At 68.0% G+C, this 19,817-nt stretch carries 20 protein-coding genes and 4 pseudogenes; 15 read left to right on the top strand and 9 right to left on the bottom strand.

Annotation, left to right across the window (positions count from 1 at the left end; all coding sequences use genetic code 11):
• Positions 1-61: 61 nt before the first annotated feature.
• From ACZ5XS_RS32825 to ACZ5XS_RS32805, 5 genes and pseudogenes are all read left to right on the top strand, one after another.
• Positions 62-541, top strand: a pseudogene (locus ACZ5XS_RS32825) (ATP-binding cassette domain-containing protein); the annotation flags it as partial.
• 17 nt (positions 542-558) lie between these two features.
• Positions 559-1,410, top strand: coding sequence for a sugar phosphate isomerase/epimerase family protein (locus ACZ5XS_RS32820; protein WP_468657500.1), 852 nt, complete (start codon positions 559-561; stop codon positions 1,408-1,410).
• Positions 1,411-1,464: 54 nt separating this feature from the next.
• Positions 1,465-1,626: pseudogene (locus ACZ5XS_RS32815) on the top strand (5-dehydro-2-deoxygluconokinase); the annotation flags it as partial.
• A 161-nt stretch (positions 1,627-1,787) separates the two neighbouring features.
• Positions 1,788-2,984 carry a Gfo/Idh/MocA family protein gene (locus ACZ5XS_RS32810; RefSeq protein WP_468657498.1) on the top strand — a complete coding sequence of 399 codons (1,197 nt, stop codon included), beginning with the start codon at positions 1,788-1,790 and terminating at the stop codon, positions 2,982-2,984.
• Positions 2,985-3,009: 25 nt separating this feature from the next.
• Positions 3,010-4,008, top strand: a complete 999-nt coding sequence (locus ACZ5XS_RS32805) for a sugar phosphate isomerase/epimerase family protein (protein ID WP_468657496.1) — start codon at positions 3,010-3,012, stop codon at positions 4,006-4,008.
• A gap of 54 nt (positions 4,009-4,062) precedes the next feature.
• Here ACZ5XS_RS32805 and ACZ5XS_RS32800 read toward each other — a convergent pair whose 3' ends face one another.
• On the bottom strand, positions 4,063-4,950 hold the full coding sequence (locus tag ACZ5XS_RS32800) for a pirin family protein (RefSeq protein ID WP_468657494.1): 888 nt from the start codon (positions 4,948-4,950) through the stop codon (positions 4,063-4,065).
• Positions 4,951-5,218: 268 nt separating this feature from the next.
• Here ACZ5XS_RS32800 and ACZ5XS_RS32795 point away from each other — a divergent pair, with 268 nt between their 5' ends.
• A complete protein-coding gene (locus tag ACZ5XS_RS32795) occupies positions 5,219-5,395 on the top strand; it encodes a hypothetical protein (RefSeq protein WP_468657492.1) in 177 nt (58 codons plus the stop codon).
• Positions 5,396-5,586: 191 nt separating this feature from the next.
• On the opposite strand, the gene ACZ5XS_RS32790 is transcribed toward ACZ5XS_RS32795, so the two are convergent.
• On the bottom strand, positions 5,587-6,045 hold the full coding sequence (locus ACZ5XS_RS32790; protein ID WP_468657490.1) for a carboxymuconolactone decarboxylase family protein: 459 nt from the start codon (positions 6,043-6,045) through the stop codon (positions 5,587-5,589).
• Positions 6,046-6,137: 92 nt separating this feature from the next.
• Between ACZ5XS_RS32790 and ACZ5XS_RS32785 the strand changes: the two genes are divergently transcribed.
• The gene (locus ACZ5XS_RS32785; protein WP_468657488.1) at positions 6,138-7,127 is read left to right on the top strand and encodes a pirin family protein; all 990 of its coding nucleotides are present in this window, start codon (positions 6,138-6,140) and stop codon (positions 7,125-7,127) included.
• A 25-nt stretch (positions 7,128-7,152) separates the two neighbouring features.
• Complete coding sequence (locus tag ACZ5XS_RS32780) at positions 7,153-7,491, top strand: GNAT family N-acetyltransferase (RefSeq protein ID WP_468657486.1); 339 nt, start codon at positions 7,153-7,155, stop codon at positions 7,489-7,491.
• 230 nt (positions 7,492-7,721) lie between these two features.
• Here ACZ5XS_RS32780 and ACZ5XS_RS32775 read toward each other — a convergent pair whose 3' ends face one another.
• Together ACZ5XS_RS32775 and ACZ5XS_RS32770 are read right to left on the bottom strand one after the other, a co-directional pair.
• Complete coding sequence (locus tag ACZ5XS_RS32775; RefSeq protein WP_468657484.1) at positions 7,722-8,438, bottom strand: NADPH-dependent F420 reductase; 717 nt, start codon at positions 8,436-8,438, stop codon at positions 7,722-7,724.
• A 32-nt stretch (positions 8,439-8,470) separates the two neighbouring features.
• Positions 8,471-9,502 (bottom strand): LLM class flavin-dependent oxidoreductase, encoded by a 1,032-nt coding sequence (locus ACZ5XS_RS32770; protein ID WP_468657482.1) that lies wholly within the window; start codon positions 9,500-9,502, stop codon positions 8,471-8,473.
• A gap of 574 nt (positions 9,503-10,076) precedes the next feature.
• Here ACZ5XS_RS32770 and ACZ5XS_RS32765 point away from each other — a divergent pair.
• Positions 10,077-10,544 (top strand): MarR family winged helix-turn-helix transcriptional regulator, encoded by a 468-nt coding sequence (locus ACZ5XS_RS32765; RefSeq protein ID WP_468657480.1) that lies wholly within the window; start codon positions 10,077-10,079, stop codon positions 10,542-10,544.
• Between the two features lie 233 nt (positions 10,545-10,777).
• Here the strand turns inward: ACZ5XS_RS32765 and ACZ5XS_RS32760 are convergent.
• Together ACZ5XS_RS32760 and ACZ5XS_RS32755 are read right to left on the bottom strand one after the other, a co-directional pair.
• Positions 10,778-11,155 (bottom strand): annotated as a pseudogene (locus ACZ5XS_RS32760) (TetR/AcrR family transcriptional regulator); the annotation flags it as partial.
• A gap of 547 nt (positions 11,156-11,702) precedes the next feature.
• Positions 11,703-12,842, bottom strand: coding sequence for a glutathione-independent formaldehyde dehydrogenase (locus ACZ5XS_RS32755; RefSeq protein ID WP_468657478.1), 1,140 nt, complete (start codon positions 12,840-12,842; stop codon positions 11,703-11,705).
• A gap of 140 nt (positions 12,843-12,982) precedes the next feature.
• Here ACZ5XS_RS32755 and ACZ5XS_RS32750 point away from each other — a divergent pair, with 140 nt between their 5' ends.
• The 3 genes from ACZ5XS_RS32750 (at position 12,983) to glpK (ending at position 15,637) form a co-directional block, all read left to right on the top strand.
• Positions 12,983-13,174: a hypothetical protein gene (locus ACZ5XS_RS32750; protein WP_468657477.1), complete on the top strand. Its 192-nt coding sequence runs from the start codon at positions 12,983-12,985 to the stop codon at positions 13,172-13,174.
• 100 nt (positions 13,175-13,274) lie between these two features.
• Positions 13,275-14,111 carry an MIP/aquaporin family protein gene (locus ACZ5XS_RS32745; RefSeq protein WP_468657475.1) on the top strand — a complete coding sequence of 279 codons (837 nt, stop codon included), beginning with the start codon at positions 13,275-13,277 and terminating at the stop codon, positions 14,109-14,111.
• 11 nt (positions 14,112-14,122) lie between these two features.
• Entirely contained in the window at positions 14,123-15,637 is a 1,515-nt protein-coding gene (gene glpK / locus ACZ5XS_RS32740) for a glycerol kinase GlpK (protein WP_468657473.1), read from the top strand.
• A gap of 193 nt (positions 15,638-15,830) precedes the next feature.
• Here glpK and ACZ5XS_RS32735 read toward each other — a convergent pair whose 3' ends face one another.
• Positions 15,831-16,754: an NAD(P)-dependent oxidoreductase gene (locus ACZ5XS_RS32735; protein ID WP_468657471.1), complete on the bottom strand. Its 924-nt coding sequence runs from the start codon at positions 16,752-16,754 to the stop codon at positions 15,831-15,833.
• A 155-nt stretch (positions 16,755-16,909) separates the two neighbouring features.
• Between ACZ5XS_RS32735 and ACZ5XS_RS32730 the strand changes: the two genes are divergently transcribed.
• A complete protein-coding gene (locus ACZ5XS_RS32730; RefSeq protein WP_468657469.1) occupies positions 16,910-17,494 on the top strand; it encodes a TetR/AcrR family transcriptional regulator in 585 nt (194 codons plus the stop codon).
• Between the two features lie 105 nt (positions 17,495-17,599).
• On the opposite strand, the gene ACZ5XS_RS32725 is transcribed toward ACZ5XS_RS32730, so the two are convergent.
• Positions 17,600-17,965: a VOC family protein gene (locus ACZ5XS_RS32725; RefSeq protein ID WP_468657467.1), complete on the bottom strand. Its 366-nt coding sequence runs from the start codon at positions 17,963-17,965 to the stop codon at positions 17,600-17,602.
• Between the two features lie 92 nt (positions 17,966-18,057).
• On the opposite strand from ACZ5XS_RS32725, the gene ACZ5XS_RS32720 reads away from it, so the two are divergent.
• Both ACZ5XS_RS32720 and ACZ5XS_RS32715 read left to right on the top strand, forming a co-directional pair.
• A complete protein-coding gene (locus ACZ5XS_RS32720; protein ID WP_468657465.1) occupies positions 18,058-19,017 on the top strand; it encodes a helix-turn-helix transcriptional regulator in 960 nt (319 codons plus the stop codon).
• A gap of 93 nt (positions 19,018-19,110) precedes the next feature.
• Complete coding sequence (locus ACZ5XS_RS32715; protein WP_468657463.1) at positions 19,111-19,461, top strand: DUF6188 family protein; 351 nt, start codon at positions 19,111-19,113, stop codon at positions 19,459-19,461.
• Between the two features lie 224 nt (positions 19,462-19,685).
• Here ACZ5XS_RS32715 and ACZ5XS_RS32710 read toward each other — a convergent pair.
• A pseudogene (locus ACZ5XS_RS32710) lies at positions 19,686-19,817 on the bottom strand (sugar ABC transporter ATP-binding protein); the annotation flags it as partial.

Below are 19,817 nucleotides of genomic sequence, written 5' to 3'. Positions count from 1 at the left end.
AGGGCGGCAATCTCGAGGTCGCCAAGCTGATCACCGGCACCGTGGCCACCGATGACATGACTCCGGCGGCCAGCGCCAGTGCGTCGCCGTCGCCCGCGCCGTCTACTTCGGCGCCCGCGTCCTCATCCTCGACGAGCCGACCGCCGCCCTCGGCGTCAAGCAGTCCGGCGTGGTCCTGAAGTACATCGCCGCCGCCCGCGACCGCGGCCTCGGCGTCATCTTCATCACCCGCAACCCCCACCACGCCTACATGGTCGGCGACCACTTCAGCGTGCTGCGCCTCGGCACCATGGAACTGTCCGCCTCCCGCGACCAGGTCAGCCTGGAGGAACTCACCAACCACATGGCGGGCGGTACCGAACTCGCCGCCCTCAAACACGAGCTCGCCCAGGTCCGCGGCGTCGATGTCGAAGAACGTCCGGAAGTTGCAGGCATCACCGCGCCCGTGGCCGCCTCGTCCGAGGTCTCACCTTCCTGGCAACGGCGTCGCCGCACGCGAACGGCGACAGCGACACCCCACACCCCACCCCCGCCACCCTGATCCGAAGGCAATTCCCCATGAAGATCGCCCTCGACCCCTACATGATCCGTCACGTGCCCCTGCTCGAACTACCTTCTGTGGTAGCTGAGTTGGGGTACGAATGGATCGAGCTGTCTCCCCGAGAGGACTTCATCCCCTTCTTCCGCCATCCGCGTGTGGACGACGCGACGGTGCGGAAGTTCCGTAAGGCGCTGGACGCGGCGGGTGTCGGCATCTCCTCGTTGCTGCCGCTGTTCCGCTGGTCCGGCCCCGACGAGGACGCCCGGCAGGCCGCTGTACGGTACTGGAAGCGCTCGATCCAGATCGCCGCCGACCTCGGCGTGGACAGCATGATCTCGGAGCTCAACGGGCGTCCGGAGGAACCCGACCGCAGTGAGGCGCAGTTCTGGAAGTCGCTGGACGAACTGCTCCCGGTGTTCGAGCGGGAGGGCGTCAAGCTGGCGCTGGAGCCGCACCCGGACGACTTCATCGAGAACGGCTACGACGCGATCAACCTGATCAGGGGCATCAACAACCCCAACGTCACGTTCCTCTACTGTGCCCCGCACACCTTCCACATCGGTAACGACGCCCCCGGCATCATCAAGTACGCGGGCGACCTGCTCACTCACATCCACCTGGCCGACGCGTTCGACCACACGGCGTCCTCGGGCAATCGCTACATCCTCAACCCGCCCGGTACAGCGGCCCGTATCCACCAGCACCTCGACATGGGGCAGGGCGAGGTGGACTTCGACGAGCTCTTCCGTGAGCTGCGCACGAACGGCTTCGACGGCACCCTCACCGCCTGCGTTTTCGCCTGGGAGGAGCGCGCCAAGGAGTCCTCGGTGTTCATGCGCAAGAAGATCGACGAGTACCTGTCCGCTTAATGCGCTTCAGGTCCACCATCCCGGGAGTCTCCAGAGCGAAGGGAAACCTGAGAAATGCCGTTCGACGTACTGACCATCGGCCGGGTCGGAGTGGATGCGTATCCGCTCCAGACGGGTGTGAGGCTGGCGGAGGTCACTTCGTTCGGCAAGTACCTGGGAGGCAGCCCGACGAATGTGGCCGCCACCCGCCGGCCCCGACCCGCCCAGCGAGTCACCGCCGGCTTGGGCCTCCCCACCTCCTCCTGACCGACCCCCCAGACCGTCCGCCAGGAGGTGGACATGGACGTCAGGGACGACGCCCTTAAGGCCCCCAGTCCCGCTTCCGCCGGCAGTTCGCCGCCTGCTCACCACTTCTTACTCCTTTGAAGGGCACCGACATGATCACGTCCGCCGAACCCCTCTCCGTCGCTGTGATCGGCGCCGGAATGGCCGGCCGCAGTCACGCTGCCGGGTACCGCAACGTCAACACGGTCTTCGGGGCAGGTCTGCCGCCCGTCCGGCTGGCCGCGATCGCCGATGCCAACATCGCACTCGGCGAGGACGCCGCCCGTCGCTACGGCTACGAGAAGGCACTGCCGAGCTGGGAGGCCGTCGCCGAGGACCCGACGATCGACGCGGTCTCCATCGTCGTGAAAAATGATCTGCACCGTCCGATCGCGGAGGCACTGATCGCTGCCGGAAAGCATGTGCTGTGCGAGAAGCCGTTGGCCGGGTCGCTCGAAGACGCCCGCGCCATGGCCGAGTTGGAGCGGGGCGCTGAGGTTGTGACGGCCGTCGGGTACTCCTTCCGACGTTCGCCCGGCATCGCCGCCATCCGTGAGCATGTGCGTGCCGGGGAGCTGGGCGATCCGACCTTGTTCAGCGGCCGTTACTGGTGCGACTACGCGACCGATCCGAACGGGCCGCTGAGTTGGCGGTTCAGGGGCGGCGCCGGTTCCGGTGCGCTGGGGGACATCGGTTCGCACATCATCGACGCCGCCGAGTACGTCGCCGGGCCCATAGCCTCGGTCTCCGGTGCCTCGTTGTCGACGCAGATCACCAAGCGGCCGCTGCCGCTGGGCGCGGTCGTCGGGCACAATTCCGCTCCTGTATCCGACGAGGTGGGCAAGGTCGAGAATGAGGACACCGCGTCTTTCACGGCCCGTTTCGAGTCCGGTCTGGTCGGCACCTTCTCGGTGACCCGCACCGGCTTCGGCCTGCCCAACGGGCTCGCCTTCGACGTTCTGGGCGTGGGCGGGCGGGCCGCGTTCGACCAGCACCGTCCCGCCGAGTACCTCTTCGACGATGCGCAGCCGACGGCCCGTACGCGCGGGGCCCGGCAGATCATCGTGGGCCCGCAGCTGCCGTACTTCGCGGGCGGTGTCCCGATGGAGGCGCCGGGTGTCGGCGCCGGCAACGCCGACCACTTCACCTACCAGGCCCGGGCCTTCCTCGACCAGGTCGCGGGGGTCGCCGAGCCGTTGCCGGCCTGCGCCACTTTCGCCGACGCGCTGCGGACCATGGAGATCATCCACGCGGTCGTCAAGTCCTCTCTGGGCGGTGGCGCCGCCGTCCAGGTTCCGCCCGCGGTCTGATCCTCACGTATCAAGGAGCACCCTCATGACCCTCAAGCTCGGCGCCTACACCGCCTGTCTGCACGACCGAACCCTCACCGAGGCGCTCGACATCCTCAAGGAGAACGGCCTGACCTCCGTCGAGGTCAACACCGGCGGCTTCATCCCCGCCCCGCACTGCCCGGTCGACGCGCTGCTGTCCTCGGCCACCGCGCGGGAGGAGTACCTGGCCACCTTCGCGGACCGCGGGATGGAGCTCACCGGCCTCAACTGCAACGGCAATCCGCTCAATCCGCTCCCGGGCGTCGGCCCCAAGCACGCGGACGACCTGCGTCGCACGATCCGCCTCGCGGGCCTGCTCGGCGTGAAGCACGTCGTGACCATGTCCGGTACGCCGGGTTCGGACCCGGATGCCAAGTACCCCTCATGGGTCGTGAACCCATGGGACGGCGTGTACATGGACGTCCTGGACTACCAGTGGGGCGTGGCCGTCTGGTTCTGGAAGGAGATCGACGCGCTGGCCCGGGAGAACGACGTCCGGGTGGCCATTGAGATGCATCCGCACAACCTGGTGTTCTCACCGGTCACCCTGAAGCGGCTCGTCGACGCGACGGGCGCGACGAACGTCGGTGCCGAGATGGACCCCTCCCACCTTATGTGGCAGGGCATGGACGTCATCGCCTCCACCAAGTGGCTCGGCCCGCTGGTCTTCCACGCCGCCGCCAAGGACGCGACGCTCTGCCCGGGCGCCGACATCCGCGGCGTGCTCGACACGTCGTTCACCCGCGTGCCGGCCCACGCGCCCGGCAAGGTGCCCACGGGGTACGGCTTCTGGTGCAACGCCTGGCCGGAGAACCCGGCTTGGAAGTTCGTCGCGGTCGGGCTCGGCAACGACATCCCCTTCTGGACCGAGTTCCTGCACGCCCTTGCCGAGATCGACCCCGACATGGCCGTCAACATCGAACACGAGGACGGCGCCTACTCGCAGACGGAAGGGCTTGCCCTGGCCGCCAAGAACCTGCACAGCGCCGCAGCGGCCCTCTGAACGCCCGCTGATGGGGTCCCGCGCCCGCCGATCGAGGGCGCGGGCTTCCTGGAGTCATCGGTGCTGCAGCCGGGCCTGGCGCGGGACAGTGCCGAACCTGCCGGTGTGGAAGTCGCGGAACGCCTGGTCTATCTCGGCCCGCGTGTTCATGACCATGGGCCCGCCCATCGCGACGGGCTGTCGGATGGGTGGCCCGCTGAAGGTCAGGACCTCGCTGGTGGCGTCGCTGTCACCGGTCCGCAAGTCGATGACGGACAGGTCCGTGTCCGGCAGAGGATCGGACCAGGCTGTCTGCCTCGCGGTCACGGTACGGCCGGCGATGCTCACAGCGCCGGCGAGCACGGTGAAGAACGCTCGGTCCTGACCAGGCAGGACGTGATCGAGGCTCCGGCCGGGCTCCATGGTGATCACCGAGCCGGAGATCGGCCAATGGGTGAGCGCCGGACCGGTCAGGGTGCCGGTGGCCCCGGAGATGAGGTCGATGTGGGCGCCGTCGTGGTCGATGGTCGGCCGGCCGGTGGCGAGCAGGTCCTGGTAGCGGCTGTCGACCATCTTCTTCTCGGCCGGCAGGTTGACCCACAACTGCAGTATGTGGGCGCGTTCATTGCGGAAGGCGAGCTCGCGGTGGATGATCCCGCGACCGGCGGTCATCCACTGGATGTCTCCAGCGGTCAGTGTGCCGCTGTTGCCGATGCTGTCGCCATGTTCCAACACCCCGTCCAGTACCAGCGTCACCGTTTCCAGGCCCCGGTGCGGGTGCCACTCGAAGCCGGGCTCCGAGAACTGGTCCTCCACCAGCACGAGGAAAGGGTCGGTCAGTGCCGGGGCCTGCGGGGAGAACATCAGGCTTTTGTCATCGACCTGAGCGTCCGGACCGAGGTGAATCCTGTCCTCGATCCGGGCGACGGTTCGGCGTGAGATCTGCTGCTGTGCCTGCATCATGTGCCTCCGCACAACCCTGTGGCGTTGACGTGGTGACCAAAGTAAGCACATTTTAGATGATGCGTCAACCAGCGCCGGCTTGGCCTGGGTCGTGTGTGAGAGGGTGGCGGCTTCTCGCCGGCTGCCGACACGCCACAGTGTCTCTGCCGGAGGCGGTGGCCCGCTCGTCATGCCGTGGTGGGAGGCGGCTGGAACCCGCTCGAACCCGCGCCCCAGCGGACCGGGAGGGCCGCGACGGCGCCACAGATACTGGTCAGGGGCCCTCGCGGTGACCGTGACCGTCCATCTCGGCCTGCTGGCCTTGACCGTGAGAAACGGCTCCGCCCACGGAGCGGAGCGGGTGGTATGCGTCGTGAAACGCGCGGGCTACTGCCGCCCGCAGTCCGTCACCGACGCCCTCCTCGACGAGTCCGCGGTGACCGTGTCAGCCGACGGCCTCGGCTGACACGGGTGGTTCGCATCGACCGTGGCCGGGCCGGCACCATCGCGGCCGTCCGCGCTGCTCTCGCGGGACCGCGCCTCGCCACATCACGGCATCCGCCGCCACCTGGCCGACCCGCCCCGGCGAGTGGCCGGCGCCGGCCACTCGCCCCTCCGTACGTGGGCCAGTGGGCCGGCGCCGAGCAGGACACCGTCTCACGTACTCCTGATCGCCCGTACCGGATGCTTGCTCATGATCGAGACCCGGTTGAACGCGTTGATGGTGATCGCCACCCAGATCGCAGCGGAGATCTGGTCATCGGTGAGCACGTGTCGAGCGGCCTCGTAGGCGGTTTCCTGCGCGACGGCATCGGTGGGATCGGTCGTGGCCTCGGCCAGTGCGAGGGCCGCACGCTCCGTGGGGGAGAACACCTCGGCGTCCCGCCAGGCGGCCAGCACTCCCAGCCGCTGCGCCGACTCACCCGCGCGTACGGCCGCCCTGGTGTGGGTGTCGAGGCAGTAGGCGCAGCCGTTGACCTGCGACACGCGGAGGTTGATCAGCTCTACGACGGTGCGGTCGAGCCCCGCCTCGGCGGCAACGGCGCGTACCGCTTCCGATGTCTGCACCAGGGCATGGAAGGCCTTGGGGCTCTGTTTGTCGATGAAGATCCGCATGTCTCCCGCTCGTTGTCTGCCGCTGTGGCCTTCACTCTACGATCATGGCAGTATAGTTGATACAACAACTAGCTCCATGTGAGGTGGTTTCGGTGAGCAATGTCGAAGCCGATCCGGCAGTGATGAGATGTGGGGCGTCGGCCGACGGCGTACGGCCGACCGGCCTGCCACAGGTCGACGTGCTCCCCGCGCGGGACGTACCCCTGGGCGGTCCGCGTTCGATGACGGTGCGGCGGACGCTGCCGCAGCGGGACCGGCCGCTGATCGGCGCGTGGTGCTTCGCCGACCACTATGGTCCCGACGAGGTCACCGACAGGGGTGGCATGGCGCTGCCCCCGCACCCGCACACCGGCCTGCAGACGGTGACCTGGCTGTTCAGCGGAGAGGTCGAGCACCGCGACACGCTCGGCACGCACGCCTTGGTGCGGCCCGGGGAAATCAACCTCATGACGGGCGGTTACGGCATCGCCCACTCGGAGCTCTCCACCCCGCGCACGACCGTCGTCCACGGAGTCCAGCTGTGGGTGGCGCTGCCGGACGAGCACCGGAACGCCGAACGGGACTTCCAGCACCATGTGCCCGAGCCCGTGCGAATGAAGGGGGCCGAGATCAGGGTCTTCCTCGGCTCGCTCGCCGGTGACGTCTCTCCGGTGCGGACGTTCACACCGCTGCTCGGTGCCGAGATCATCCTCGAACCGCGTATGACGGCCGTCCTCTCCGTGGACACCGAATTCGAGCACGGCGTTCTCGTGGACAGCGGGGACGTCCGCGTGGCCGACACACTGCTGCACCGGGCGGAGCTCGGCTATGTCCCGCCGGGTGCCGACGGCTTGACGCTGACGAACGAGTCGGACGGCCCGGCGCGGGTGATTCTGCTCGGCGGCACCCCGTTCGACGAGGAGATCGTCATGTGGTGGAACTTCATCGGCCGCACCCACGAGGACATCGTCAAGGCCCGCGACGACTGGGAGGCATCCTCCGACCGCTTCGGCACCGTCCCAGGATTCACCGAGGGACGGCTTCCCGCGCCCGCCCTGCCCAACGCCACCATCAGGCCGCGCCGCAACCCTCCGCGCCGCTGACCTCTCCCAGAAAGGCACCCCCCCCATGAGCGAGCCTCCTGCCGCCCCGGTCGTCGAGCGCGTGGACGCACACCACCGCTACGAGATCGTGGTCGGCGGCAAGCGTGCCGGCCTGACCGAGTACCGCGACCACGGTGAGCAGCGCGTGTTCTTCCATACGGAGGTCGGTGACGCCTACGCCGGACAGGGGCTGGGGGCAGAACTGGTGCGGCGGGCGCTCGCCGACACGCGTGCCTCCGGGAAGCGGATCGTGCCTGTCTGCCCGTACGTGGCCAAGTTCCTGAAGAGACATGACGACTTCGCCGACATCACCGATCCCGTGACCCCTGCGGTCCTGCGATGGTTGGAGGCGAACCCGGTCTGAGTGGTCGTCCGCTGGCGCCTACGGATCTCCGCACGAGCGTGGCTGTTCCGGACCCCTTGCAAGGCGCCGAAGTTCTCGAGCCCGGCCATCAGCTACATGCGGGCGCGCGTACGCCTCGCCGACGACCGGTCGCGGGTGCTCCGCGGCCCGGCCACCACCGGCCCCGCCTCCGGGCACGAAGCCGGCCCCTGGGCGAGATGAAAGTGTCGTAGCGGGCACGAACGATGCCCCTACGACGGCTCAGGCGTCACTTCCAGGAGGGCGGCCCGCGCGGCGGCGACGGCCCGTCCGCGCTCCGACTCGGGAAAGCGGATGAGCATCGCGCGCAGTTCCTCGGCGTCGACGTTGGCGCCGAACGGCTCCGTGCCCGGCTCCAGTTGTATCCCCGAGGCCAGCGGGCCCGCCACGACGGGGTCGAAGCCGAGGTCGTCGACGAGGCGTGAGACAGTGATGCGGCCCTCGGCGTCGTCACCGGCGATGGCGATGGCCTTGCGCCCAGGGGTTCCGGCGGGCCGGGCCCCCTCCTCAAGGTCGTGGTAGCCCATGTGGTTGAAGGCTTTGACCACGCGCGCGCCGGACAGGAACCCCTGCACGATCTCGCTCGACGAGGTGCGCGCGTCGGTGAGGTCCGCGCGGGCGCCGTCGACCTCCCACCAGTAGTTCATCGCGTCGATGACGAGCTTGCCCTCCAGGGCTTCCGTCGGAACGCTCCGGTACTTGCCGAGAGGGAGGGCCAGGACGACGACGTCCGCCTTCGCGGCTGCCTGAACCGCGGTGACCGGGACCGCGCCGGGGGTGAGGACTTCGACGGTGAGGGCGATCCTGCCGGGGTCGCCGGATCCGGCGATGAGCACCCGATAGCCGGCCGCACGGGCCAGCCGCGCGAGCACGGTGCCGACCTTCCCCGCTCCCAGGATGCCGAAGGTTTCGATGCCTGTGCTGGTCATTTCTGTTCCGTTCGGGGCTGTCGGTGTCGGTGTCAATCGGCGAGGAGGTCGCGAACCATCGGGAGAACCTTCGTGCCGTACAGCTCGACGGCACGCAGCCGGGCGCTGATCGGCTGCGCCCCGGTGGTGTAGATGAGGTCGAACCGGCCGACGCCGAGCGCCTTGATGGCGCGAGCCATCTTGCGGGCGACCGTCTCGGGCGAGCCGATGTACAGAGAGCCGTGCTCGATCTCGTTCGCGTACTCCTCTTCGCGGACCGGCGGCCAGCCGCGCAGCGCGCCGATGCGGTCACGGATGACCTTGTAGTGCGGCCAGTGCACCTCCCGGGCCTCCTCATCCGTGTCCGCGACGAAGCCCGGCGAGTGCATGCCGACCGGATGCGCGGTCGTGCCGAACTTGTCGGTGGCGCGCTGGTAGAGGTCGATGTACGGCGCGAAGCGCTCCGGGCTGCCGCCGATGATGGCGATCATGAGCGGGAAGCCGTAGTGCGCGGTGCGGATGACCGACTGGGGCGAGCCGCCGACACCGACCCAGGTGGTCAGGTGCCCCGACTCGGTCTTGGGGAAGACGTCGGCGTTGTCGAGCGCGGGCCGTTTGGTGCCGCTCCAGGTGACCGGCTTCTCCTCCAGCAGCTTGGCGAAGAGCTCGATCTTCTCCTCGAACAGCACGTCGTAGTCGCTCATGTCGTATCCGAACAGGGGGAACGACTCGGTGAAGGAACCGCGCCCCAGGATGACCTCGGCCCGGCCGTTCGAGAGCGCGTCCACGGTCGAGAACCGCTGGAAGACCCGGACCGGATCGTCGGAGCTCAGCACCGTCACGCCGGACGACAGACGGATCCGCTCGGTACGGGTGGCGATGCCGGCCAGCACGGTCTCCGGGGACGAGATCGCGAACTCGGGTCGGTGGTGCTCGCCGAGGGCGATGGCGTCGACGCCGGTCTCCTCCGCGAGAACGGCCTCCTCGACGACCTGCCGGATGGCCCGGGCGTCGGACACCGGAATGCCGGAGTCGTCCTCCGGCACATCGCCGAACGTGTCAAGACCGAAGATGAGATCTGACATGGCTGGGTTCCTTCGTACGTAGGTGCTGTCGACCGCAGGAAATGGTTGACGTATCAATTATGATCCGCTCTAATTGATGTGTCAACCAAGGGGTCGTGAAGCGATTCCTGTGGACCACGCACTAAGGACGCTGGAACGACGCCGCCGATGCCCAGCCAGTTCTCGACCGGTCGGTGGCGATGGGCGCGCTGTGCACCGCCACGAAGGTCGCTTCTTCGTCGGCATCGGCGTGCTGCTGGTGCGCTTTCGAACCGACCGCACGCCCGAGCAGCATGTGTACACGCGCTACGACATGGAGGGACGAGTGGGCTGCGGTGCGCTTGATCCCCCCGGGGGCCTGGGTGAGGTGACCGACGGCATGACGGTGGTCGCGGCGCGGGTGGCGGGGGAGTGCTCCGTGTGGGCGGGCGCTCCCGTTGCTGCCGCCGCTGGTGGGCATGCGGGACACGGCCCGCGAGGCCAGGGAGGGTGACGCGATGGACGCCGCGGTACGCCTGACCGCGCGAGATGCCGTGGCCGACCGAGGGGCCTTCGCACAACTTGGTGACCCGTCAACCCCTCTACACTCGCTTGTATGGATGAAGAAGTGCGGTGGTTGACGGCGGAGGAGCAGCACGCCTGGCGGAGCTTTATCCGGTTGCATGAGCGGCTGGGGGGTCGGCTGTCGCGCATGTTGCAGAGCGAGTCGAAGCTCTCGGCGGCGGATTTCGGCGTGTTGGTCAGTCTGACGGATGTGCCGGAGGGGCGTCAGCGCTATCAGGATCTGTCCCGGGCGCTCGAGTGGGAGAAGAGCCGGATGTCCCACCACATCGCGCGGATGGCCGGCCGAGGGCTGGTGATCCGCGAGGAGTGCCCCGATGACGCGCGGGGAGCGTTCGTGGTGATCACGGATGCCGGGCGGGCGGCGATCGAGCGGGCGGCTCCGCTGCATGTGGAAGCGGTACGGCAGCTGTTCCTGGACCATGTCACCCCGGCAGAGCTGCGGACTCTGGCGGACATCTCCGACCGAGTGGTGGCGAAGCTGGACGAGGACCCCGCCTGATCGGGCAACCGCACTACTGCCTGACAAGCCCACCGTCCCTCCGCTCTCGCCCCTCTGCGCAGCGCGGCGAGGGCTCAGAGGGCGAGGTGCTCACCGGTCGGGCGCAGAGTGATCTCGCTGATCGCCACGGCGAGTACGTAAGCGCGGTCGGCGCGGGCGTCGAGGGCGCTGTCGCGGAGTCGCGAGGACCTGGGGCGTCTGCTTGTCCGGCCTACGCGGGTTGACCGTAGGCTTCAGCGCATGAATGTGAGGGCGTTCTCGATCCCCTGATCGAGGACCTCGTCGGAGACTTCCGGATCCGCGAAGGCGCGGGACAGTTGCAACGTCCCCACCAACATGGTGACGAGTCCGAGTGCCTTACCGCGCGCGGACTGAGGGTCCTCAAGGGCCAGGCGGGCGGCGATTTCGTCCACGATGGCGCGCGTGCCGTCTGTGTACGCCTGTTTGGTCGCGCCCTCGCAGCGGCCGATCTCGTCGAGCAGGGCGGCGGAGGGGCATCCGAGGCCGGGGTTGTCCCTGTGCTCAGGAGCCAGATACTCGCGAACGAGGTCCTCGAGTCCCTGGCGGCCCGGGCGCAGCGTGCCGTACATCGCCGCCTGCTTGCACAATTCCGCAACGGAGTCCCGCCGACCGCCCTCAGTTCGGCGACGCTCGGCGGCAGGGTGATGACCTGCCGACGTTCGTCGGCGCTGAGTTCGACCAGAGGCCGGAACTCCTCCCGCCCGTCGGCGGCCTCTTCGATCAACTCCAGCAGATGCCGCCACCCAGCGGTCGAGGTGTCCTGTCGTTCGGCGTGGAAACCGACACGGGCTCGCGGACGTGGCTGAGCCTGGTCGAAGCACACGCACTCATTCCGGTAGGAAGCGGGTCCTACGGATGCCGAATCCGATGTGCCGCCCCACCGATTCACAAAGAGTCTCGGCTCTCCCTCATGCACCATGTGGTCAAGATGCGGATCTTTCCTCTGGGTCTGGCTGCGGCCGAGTGTGCCGGGCCCGAGCAGCGCCAAGGCCACGACGCGGGGCCCGGGCCCGTGCTCGCCCCGCCGCCTCGCCGCAGCACGCTCAGCCGTGCAGCACGCAGGGCAGAGCAACCAGCGGCAGCGCCGGCACACCCATGGATGTGGCGCGTCCACACCCATGGATGTGGCGCGTCAGGTCATCGGTTCGGGTGCAGGACGACCTTGGTGTAGCCCTCGACGCGCTTGTCGAACTTCTCGTACGCCTGCGGCGCCTCGTCCAGCGACAGCTCGTGCGAGACGACGAAACCGGGCTGTGCGCGGCCATCGATGATCATGTCGCGCAGTTGCCGGTTGTAACGCTTCACGTTGCACTGGCCGGTGCCCAGGCGCAGTCCCTTTTCGAAGAGCCTTCCGATGGCCACCAACAGCATGCCCTTCTTGGACTGATCGTCCGGCCCGCCGGGGTCGGAGGGAACGTACAGGCCCGGAATGCCCAGCGCTCCTGTCGGCCGCACCGTCTCGACGAGCGAGTTCAGGACGGTTGCCGGCTCCTCACGGTCCTCGCCACGTGCCTGAGCCTGGTAGCCCACCGCGTCGATGCCCTTGTCGGTGCCCTGTCCCTCCGTCTGGTCCTTGATCTGCTCCACCGGATTGCCCTCGGCGAAGTTGACCGGGATCGCGCCGATCTCCTCGGCCTTCTGCAGCCGCTCGGCCACCCGGTCGACGACGAACACCTTCCTGGCGCCGCGCAGCAGGGCGGAGTAGGCGGCCATCAGGCCGACCGGACCGCCGCCGTACACCGCGACGCTCTCGCCGGGACGGACGTCAGCCAGCTCGTTCCCGTGGTAGCCCGTCGGGAAGATGTCGGCGAGCAGGACGAAGTCGCTCTCGTTGGCATCGCCCTCGGGGAGCTTCAGACAGTTGAAGTCGGCGTACGGCACCCGTACGTACTCGGCTTGACCTCCGCTGAACGGACCCATCGCGACGTAGCCGTACGCGCCGCCCGCGAACCCGGGGTTGACAGTCACGCAAAAGCCCGTGAAGCCTGCCGTGCAGTTCTTGCAGAAGCCGCAGGCGACGTTGAAGGGCATGACCACCCGGTCGCCCCGCTTGAGGGACGAGACTCCGTCCCCGGTCTCCTCGATGATCCCGAGGTTCTCGTGGCCGAAGACAATGCCCGGCTCGGCCGCGGTGCGGCCCTCGTACATGTGCAGGTCGGAGCCGCAGATCGCCGTGGACGTCACGCGGACGATCACGTCGTTCGGGTGCTGGAGTCCAGGGTTCTCCACTTGCTCGACGGCAACTTCGAACGGTCCCTTGTAGACGACGGCCTTCATGCTCAAGCACCTCCACGCGGTAGTGCTGCTGTCGTGCCTTCGTATTTTTGTGCCCTATCTCATGGTCCGTCCGTTGTGCCCCATAGGACAAGATGGCTACTGTCGTCACATATTTATCTCTGAATGAGAAAGCGCGAACAGTGATACGACGCCTCGGCACCCTGCTCGTCTCCGTGTCCGGACTGTCCGGCACCACCTACCCGCCCGGCACCACCGTTTCGATCAGCGGTCTGGGGTCGGCGGTCGACGGTTTCGTCAACGGAGACTGGCTGCCCCTTGCCTGGTGGGAGTTCTCCGAGGGCCGCACCGAGGGCGCCGTCCCCGAAGCCTGAGCAGTGAGTTCCGCCTCCTCGGCCCGGTCGCCAGGCGCCGGTTCACCCGAGCAGACCGCCTGCGGATGCCGCCCGCGGCCGCTCCGCCGACGATCGAAAAATGCCGGAACCCACATCTAGGACACGTCTGGTCGGTGAACTCACAGCCGAGTTTGTCGGCACCATGATCCTCATTCTGTTCGGCTGCGGTGTCGTCGCGCAGGTCGTCGCCGGTGGCGCGCTGACCGACGGCGGCCTGGGCGACCACGACAGCATCGCGTGGGCCTGGGGCCTCGGCGTCGTCCTCGCCGTCTACGTGGCGGCGCGGATCAGCGGTGCCCACATCAACCCCGCGGTCACCCTCGCGCTCGCGGCCTTCAAGGGCTTCCCGTGGAGCAAGGTCCTGCCGTATGCGCTGGCCCAGACGGCGGGCGCGTTCGTCGCCGCCCTGCTGGTGCGCTGGAACTACAGCGAGGTGCTGGCGAGGGCCGACCCCGGGCACACCGACAAGACGGAGATCGTCTTCTCCACCCTGCCGGGCAACGGCGGGCTCCCGATCAGCCAGCTCGGGGCCTTCCGTGACCAGATCATCGGTACGGCCCTGCTGGTGCTGCTGGTCTTCGCTGTGACCGACCTGCTGAACACGCCACCGGGCGCGAACATGGCCCCGTTCATCATCGGCCTGATCGTCGTCGCCATCGGCATGGCCTGGGGAACCAACGCGGGCTACGCGATCAACCCGGCTCGTGACCTGGGGCCACGGCTGGCGGCGTTCCTCACGGGCTACGGAGGCGCTTGGCGTGATCAGAACGGCGACCTCTACTTCTGGGTGCCGATCGTCGGCCCTCTGGTCGGCGGCCTGGTCGGTGCGCTGCTCTACCGCCTGTTGATCACCCCCTTCCTGCCGACTACCGATGCCGAGCAGGAACCCGGCCGGGTGCCCGCACCGGAAAAGTGAGAGGGACGACCATGCCTGAATTCGTCGGGGCGGTGGACCAAGGCACCACCAGCACCCGCTTCATGATCTTCGACCACGACGGCAACGAGGTCGCACGCCACCAGCTCGAACACGAGCAGATCTTCCCCCGCTCCGGCTGGGTGGAGCACGACCCCGTGGAGATCTGGGAACGCACGAACTCCACGATGCAGAACGCCGTCCGCCAAAGCGATCTGTCCGCCGCCGACCTGGCGGCGATCGGGATCACCAACCAGCGGGAGACCACGGTCATCTGGGACCCCCGCACCGGTCAGCCGTACTACAACGCGATCGTCTGGCAGGACACCCGCACCGACTCCATCGCAGCGGCGCTCGAGCGGGAGCACGGCGATCTCATCCGGCGCAAGACGGGGCTGCCACCGGCGACGTACTTCTCCGGGGGCAAGATCAAGTGGATCCTGGAGAACGTCGACGGCGTCCGGGAGGCGGCCGAGGACGGCCGGGCCGTCTTCGGGAACACGGACGCCTGGGTGCTGTGGAACCTCACGGGCGGTCCGAACGGCGGCATCCACGCCACGGACGTCACCAACGCCAGCCGCACCATGCTGATGAACCTGGAGACCCTCGACTGGGACGACGAGCTTCTCGACATCTTCGGCATCCCGCGGGCGATGCTCCCGGCCATCAACCCGTCCTCGCACCCGGAGGCGTTCGGGTCCACCCGCACCACCCGTCCGCTGCGGACCGCCGTACCGATCACCGGCGTCCTGGGGGACCAGCAGGCGGCCACCGTCGGCCAGGTCTGCTTCCGCCCGGGCGAGGCGAAGAACACCTACGGCACCGGTAACTTCCTGGTCCTCAACACGGGCACGGAGATCGTCCGGTCCAGCAAGGGTCTGCTGACCACGCTGGCGTACCAGTTCGGGGACGCGCCGGCGGTGTACGCGCTGGAGGGGTCCATGGCGGTCACCGGGTCCGCCGTGCAGTGGCTCCGCGACCAGATGCGGATCATCTCCTCGTCCGCAGAGGTCGAGACGCTGGCCCGGCAGGTGGAGGACAGCGGCGGCATCTACTTCGTACCGGCCTTCTCCGGCCTGTTTGCGCCCTACTGGCGCTCCGACGCCCGGGGAGCGATCGTCGGGCTCGCCAGGTTCCACACCAACGGACACCTCGCCAGAGCGACGCTGGAGGCCATCTGCTACCAGAGCCGCGACGTGGCCGAGGCGATGGAGCAGGACTCCGGGGTGGCACTCGACGTGCTGCGGGTCGACGGCGGCGTCACCGCCAACGACCTGTGCATGCAACTCCAGGCCGACATCCTCGGCGTACCCGTCAGCCGCCCTGTCGTCGCCGAGACCACCGCGCTCGGAGCCGCCTACGCTGCGGGGCTCGCCACCGGCTTCTGGGAGAGCACCGACGAGCTCCGTCAGCACTGGCACGAGTCGAAGCGGTGGGAGCCGCAGTGGAACGACGAGCAGCGGGAAAGGGGCTACGCAGGCTGGAAGAAGGCCGTGGAACGCAGCCTCGACTGGGTCGAGGTCGAATAGCCGCGACTCGGGCGCGCATGGGCGGGAAGTCTGCAACGACCATCGGCAAGATGACCTGGGCGCTCGGACGGAAGCTGCACGGCTTGCGCAGGCACAGCGCGTCGCTGCCTGGCGGTGGTCCCGCCACCGGCCGCACCGGTTGTCGGCCGACGGCAGCAGCGGCTCCAGCATGGCCCACTCGGCGTCGGTCACGTCACCCCTGCGTCATGTCCCGACCTGCGGGTATCGCGTCGGGCCGCGACTGTGCCTTGGCCGTCTTCATCAGCTCCACCAGGCAGGAGAAGCTGTCCGCCGCGTGCCCGGCGTCCATGCCGCGCCGGAACAGAGAGGCCACGGCGGCCGGCAGAGTGGTGTCGACGCCGGCGTCGGCGTTGGTCTGCAGAACGTGTTCGACGCTGGCCATGCCCATGGCGAGGCGGTCCACGTCGCCGGGATGCTCGCCGGCGTCGATGCGCTCGGCGTAGAAGGAGAGGAAGTCCGGCATCCCGGTCATGGTCCCGGAGGCGTACGGGAGGACGTCCATCGCCGTGAGTCCGCTGGCGTCGGCGAGCGCGATGACCTGCCAGTAACTGAGCGCCGAGGTCCAGAACATGACCATGCCGATCTGGTACAGGAGCGCGGCCAGGCCGGGATCCTCGCCCCGGTAGTCCGTGCCGGTCAGGACTTCGAGGGTGGACCGGTGCGCCTCGAACACCTCGCGCGGCCCGCTGTAGAAGGTGGAGGACCCGGGCTGTCCGATGCCGGTCGGCGAGGCGTTGACGCCACCGGTGAGGTGGACCCCGCCGTGGTCGGACACCCACCGGGCTCCGGCGCGGGTCGTCTCCGGGGTGTCAGAGCTGAGGTTGACCAGGACGCGGCCGGTCAGGGCGTGGGACGCCGGTTCCAGCACGGTGTACATCGCGCCGTAGTCGGTGAGGCTCAGGACGACCAGCTCGCTGGCGGCGACGGCGTCTTCGACGCTTCTGGCGAGTACGGCGCCGCGCTCGACGAGGGCATCGGCACGGGACGCAGTGCGGTTCCAGACGGTGACGTGGTGTCCCTGCCCGAGTAAGGCGTGGCCCATTGCCTGCCCCATGGGGCCGAGTCCGATGACGGTCACAGGCTGCTTGGTGCTCATTGGGAAGACCTCCGCGGAATGTGTGCACGCCCAGCCGCCGCCCGGGCACGAGCCGGTGCCGCAACGAGGACGAGGCTGAAACGAGCGCTCTATCCAAGGCGTGGAGCAATGTAGCACGGCTCTAAAATGAACGTTCTAACCAGTAGGGTGTGCACATGGGACAGGCCAGCACCCGGGACCGGATCGTCATAGCCGCAGCGAGCCTCCTGCAGCGCCAGGGCTATGTCGGCACGGGCATCAAGCAGATCGCCAAGGAGGCGGAGGCCACCCTGGGCTCCGTCTACCACTTCTTCCCCGGCGGCAAAGAGGCCGTCGCGGTCGCCGCCATCAGGTACAGCGACCGGGAGTTCGCGGCGGTCCTGCGCGACGTTCTGAACTGCGAGGAGGACCCGGGCGCCGCCGTAGAGGCCTGCGCCGGACAACTCGCCGAAGGGCTGCGGGCATCGGGTTGGACCGATGGCTGCCCGGTCACCGCAGCGGCACTGGAAACCCTGGGAACCGACTCCGAAATCCAGCAGGCATGCGCCGACGCGCTGCGCAGCTGGGAGCAGATCGTCACCGACAAGCTCCTGCGCTCCGGCTTCCAGGCCCGCGACGCCCGGGAGTTGGCGACCGTCATCATCAGCGCCCTGGAAGGCGCCGAAGTGACGGCCCAGGTCAACCGCAGCGAGGAGCCCCTACGAGTGACGGGCCGACAACTGGCCCGCCTGGTGGGTTCCTACGGAGTGTCCCGCTCGTAAGGACCACGTGTGACGGTCGCCGCGTCGAGGGGCAGGTGGCCGGGTCGCCGAAGACGAACTCGCCGCCGTGGCACCCATCGTGCGCGCCTGCCGCATTGCGGCCTTTCAGTCCTGCGGTGCGACGCGGATACGGTTCCCGTCAGGATCGGCTGCGAGGAAGGTCAGCCCGAACCCCGCATCATGAGGCTCGCGCAGGATCGTGACCCCGTCGGACTTCCACTGCTCAAAGGTCGCGTTGAGCTCGTCGGGTCCACCGTCGATGGCCAGGCAGACCTCACTGGTGCGCGGGACGTCCGGTGACAGATGCTCGAACTGGCCAGACCACAGACCGAGGTCAGCGCCTGGCCCGAGGTCGAAGGTGATGTATCCCGGAGTCTCGAACGAGGGGCTCCTGCCGAGGAGGTCGCCGTAGAAACGAGCTGCGGTGGGAGCGTCGTTCACGTAGACGATGGACACGACGGATGTGGTCATGGTTGTTCCTTCTCGCAGGTGGCAGGTACGTATCCACCAGCCTGACCGGGATATGCGCCGCATCGTGTCGCAATTCCTGAAAAAATTGGTGTGTGACCCCAGACCGCTTCTTCACCCTGATGCTGCTCCTCACATCGAGGGATGCCGTGACCACACGGGAACTCGCCTCAGCGCTCGGGGTGTCCCTTCGCACCATCACCCGAGATCTGAACTGGCTCCGCGACGCCGGTCTGCCGGTGACCGCACACCGGGGCCGCCTCGGAGGCGTGACCATGCTGCCCGGATCCGGACTCGACCTCACGCGACTCACACCGGACGAGCGTGATCATCTGTCGCTCACCGGGCTGGATGAGAAGCAACGTGCGGAGCTCGACGCATCGGTCGATGGCCGGCGCGCGCTTTCCAAGATCGCCGCTACACAGCCACGTCGAGTTCATGAGCTCCTGCCGCTCACCGACGTAGTGCACGTGGACAGCCGTCCCTGGCATCAGGCACGAGCTTTCGGCACGACTCCGGCTTCGCTGATCGGCGCAGTGCGGCGAGGTCGCCGGCTACGGATCGAGTACGACAGCCCACGCGAGTCATGCCCACGCGACCTGGTCGTGGATCCCTACGGGCTGTTCGCCAAGGCCGGCATCTGGTATCTCGTCGCCGACCGTGCCCGAGTGCCACGGATGTACCGACTCGAACGGATCACGATGTGGAAAGAAGTCGGCCAGCCACGGCGGATCCGCGAGAGCCAGACCCTGGCCACCGTCGCGGCAGCGCTCATTGCCCAGTGGGAACACGACCACGCGATAGAGGTCAGCGCCACCATCGACCAGACCCAGATCGAGCGAGCGCAACGGATCTTTGGCCTACGACTCGTCAGGGACGACCATGAAGAATCCGCCGCCGGCCGCAAGGTAACCATCCGCTTCCTGCATCTGGAGGACGTGCGAGCACTACTGCCGTTCGGGAGCGCCATCACTGTGCACGGCCCCACCGAAGCCAGGGCTCACCTTCGCGACCTCGCCACCAATCTTGCCGACCACTATGCGCCGTCGTCCTGACCTGCAATATCAGGAGACTGTCTCCTTGATGAGTTGGTCCGCGGTCGGCGCCCTCTTGAATGCTTGCGGCCTCGTGCATGGAAGTCTGTTCGCATGGACACATTCGCGGACCGGTTCGACGGCGGCTGGAAGTGGTGGGAAGCCGCCATCGAGGCAGCGCAGGAAGGGCGCTGGGTCCGTGACGCCGTGGAACGGCAAGTCATCGAGGACGTCGGCGCCGCCACAAACCCTCTCGGTGTGAGTCTCGCCCCCGTGCTTGCGCTGTTCGGGCAGTCAGTGGTTACTGTCGATGTCCGCGACCGCGGTGTGTTGGTCATCGACTTCGAAGACGGTGCAGGGCTGTGGGTGGGCCCCGACCCGCAGTTCGTGTCCTGGCGTCTGATCGGGCACGGAATCGAGCCGATCACGGGCGGGCCCGGGGGTGAGGAGAACTGGGAGCGCTGACCACCACGGAGCGCGGGTTACCCATGCGGTCGGCGGATTCATGTAGACCGAGTCAGGCCGGGATGGCGGGCGGGGTTGTGGTGAAGGGGACGGTTGCCTCGGCGTAGGGCCCGCAGGAGATGTTGCCCAGTATCCCACTCGCCCTGCTCAGGGCCTGGCGCAAGGGTGACGCGGTGGACTGGGTGCCTCAGAGCTGTCCGGCATGGCACCGACACAGGTGGCTGTCACGGACTTCGCGCGCCTTCTGGAGCGGTGGTTGCGACGGGTGCGGTGAGGTCTTCCGCTTCCGGGAGTTCTTCGACGTCGACGCCTCGCACCTGGGACAACTCGTGTTTGAGGGCGGCGAGTTCGGTCCC

The organism is Streptomyces sp. NPDC033131 (assembly GCF_055578365.1).
The sequence above is the reverse complement of the archived record's forward strand: the minus strand, read 5'-3'. Positions and strand labels throughout refer to the sequence as shown.

Excerpts from the sequence above, each read along its gene's own strand:
- ACZ5XS_RS32770 (WP_468657482.1), bottom strand. The coding sequence starts at position 9,502 with ATGTCAGATCTCATCTTCGGTCTTGACACGTTCGGCGATGTGCCGGAG.
- ACZ5XS_RS32765 (WP_468657480.1), top strand. The coding sequence starts at position 10,077 with ATGGATGAAGAAGTGCGGTGGTTGACGGCGGAGGAGCAGCACGCCTGG.
- ACZ5XS_RS32735 (WP_468657471.1), bottom strand. The coding sequence starts at position 16,754 with ATGAGCACCAAGCAGCCTGTGACCGTCATCGGACTCGGCCCCATGGGG.
- ACZ5XS_RS32755 (WP_468657478.1), bottom strand. The coding sequence starts at position 12,842 with ATGAAGGCCGTCGTCTACAAGGGACCGTTCGAAGTTGCCGTCGAGCAA.
- ACZ5XS_RS32800 (WP_468657494.1), bottom strand. The coding sequence starts at position 4,950 with ATGATGCAGGCACAGCAGCAGATCTCACGCCGAACCGTCGCCCGGATC.
- ACZ5XS_RS32805 (WP_468657496.1), top strand. The coding sequence starts at position 3,010 with ATGACCCTCAAGCTCGGCGCCTACACCGCCTGTCTGCACGACCGAACC.
- ACZ5XS_RS32730 (WP_468657469.1), top strand. The coding sequence starts at position 16,910 with ATGGGACAGGCCAGCACCCGGGACCGGATCGTCATAGCCGCAGCGAGC.
- ACZ5XS_RS32715 (WP_468657463.1), top strand. The coding sequence starts at position 19,111 with ATGGACACATTCGCGGACCGGTTCGACGGCGGCTGGAAGTGGTGGGAA.
- ACZ5XS_RS32775 (WP_468657484.1), bottom strand. The coding sequence starts at position 8,438 with ATGACCAGCACAGGCATCGAAACCTTCGGCATCCTGGGAGCGGGGAAG.
- ACZ5XS_RS32780 (WP_468657486.1), top strand. The coding sequence starts at position 7,153 with ATGAGCGAGCCTCCTGCCGCCCCGGTCGTCGAGCGCGTGGACGCACAC.
- ACZ5XS_RS32810 (WP_468657498.1), top strand. The coding sequence starts at position 1,788 with ATGATCACGTCCGCCGAACCCCTCTCCGTCGCTGTGATCGGCGCCGGA.
- ACZ5XS_RS32745 (WP_468657475.1), top strand. The coding sequence starts at position 13,275 with ATGCCGGAACCCACATCTAGGACACGTCTGGTCGGTGAACTCACAGCC.
- glpK (WP_468657473.1), top strand. The coding sequence starts at position 14,123 with ATGCCTGAATTCGTCGGGGCGGTGGACCAAGGCACCACCAGCACCCGC.
- ACZ5XS_RS32790 (WP_468657490.1), bottom strand. The coding sequence starts at position 6,045 with ATGCGGATCTTCATCGACAAACAGAGCCCCAAGGCCTTCCATGCCCTG.
- ACZ5XS_RS32725 (WP_468657467.1), bottom strand. The coding sequence starts at position 17,965 with ATGACCACATCCGTCGTGTCCATCGTCTACGTGAACGACGCTCCCACC.
- ACZ5XS_RS32820 (WP_468657500.1), top strand. The coding sequence starts at position 559 with ATGAAGATCGCCCTCGACCCCTACATGATCCGTCACGTGCCCCTGCTC.